Genomic DNA, 651 nt, shown 5'->3' with positions numbered 1-651 from the left:
CGGATCAAAGCTTACTTACAGCTCCCCGAAGCATATCGGTGTTAGTCCCGTCCTTCATCGGCTCCTAGTGCCAAGGCATCCACCGTGCGCCCTTCATAACTTAACCGAATTGGTTGTTACATAAGGTTAAAAACCTAAAATGGCGATACTCGGTAATTTCTTGACTATCAATAAAACTTTATCTAGTTTTCAAAGAACAAATATAATCGGTTATTTCACTCCGCTTGCGCTTCGTAAAAAACCTAAGTGGAGCCTAGCGGGATCGAACCGCTGACCTCCTGCGTGCAAAGCAGGCGCTCTCCCAGCTGAGCTAAGGCCCCATGGATGAAAATGTAAATGGTGGGCCTAAGTGGACTCGAACCACCGACCTCACGCTTATCAGGCGTGCGCTCTAACCAGCTGAGCTATAGGCCCCTACTCATAAAAACGATGATAAGCATCGCTTATCATGGAGATATAAAATTCCATTGATGGATGTTATTCAAACCATCAAAACTGAACAAAACTTCGACTGTCAAACGTTTCATATATATTCCTTAGAAAGGAGGTGATCCAGCCGCACCTTCCGATACGGCTACCTTGTTACGACTTCACCCCAATCATCTGTCCCACCTTAGGCGGCTGGCTCCAAAAGGTTACCTCACCGACTTC

The 651-nt window shown here is 46.2% G+C and carries 2 tRNA genes and 2 rRNA genes; all 4 read right to left on the bottom strand.

Going from position 1 to position 651, the window contains the following annotated elements:
• A 23S ribosomal RNA gene (locus LCM10_RS20535) occupies positions 1 to 106 on the bottom strand; the annotation flags it as partial.
• A 141-nt stretch (positions 107 to 247) separates the two neighbouring features.
• A tRNA-Ala gene (locus LCM10_RS20530) sits at positions 248 to 320 on the bottom strand.
• A gap of 17 nt (positions 321 to 337) precedes the next feature.
• Positions 338 to 414, bottom strand: a tRNA-Ile gene (locus tag LCM10_RS20525).
• A 126-nt stretch (positions 415 to 540) separates the two neighbouring features.
• Positions 541 to 651 (bottom strand): 16S ribosomal RNA (locus tag LCM10_RS20520); the annotation flags it as partial.

Origin of the sequence: Rossellomorea aquimaris (assembly GCF_020171925.1) — a bacterium.
In the GTDB taxonomy this organism is placed as follows: domain Bacteria; phylum Bacillota; class Bacilli; order Bacillales; family Bacillaceae_B; genus Rossellomorea; species Rossellomorea aquimaris_F.
The sequence above is the reverse complement of the archived record's forward strand: the minus strand, read 5'-3'. Positions and strand labels throughout refer to the sequence as shown.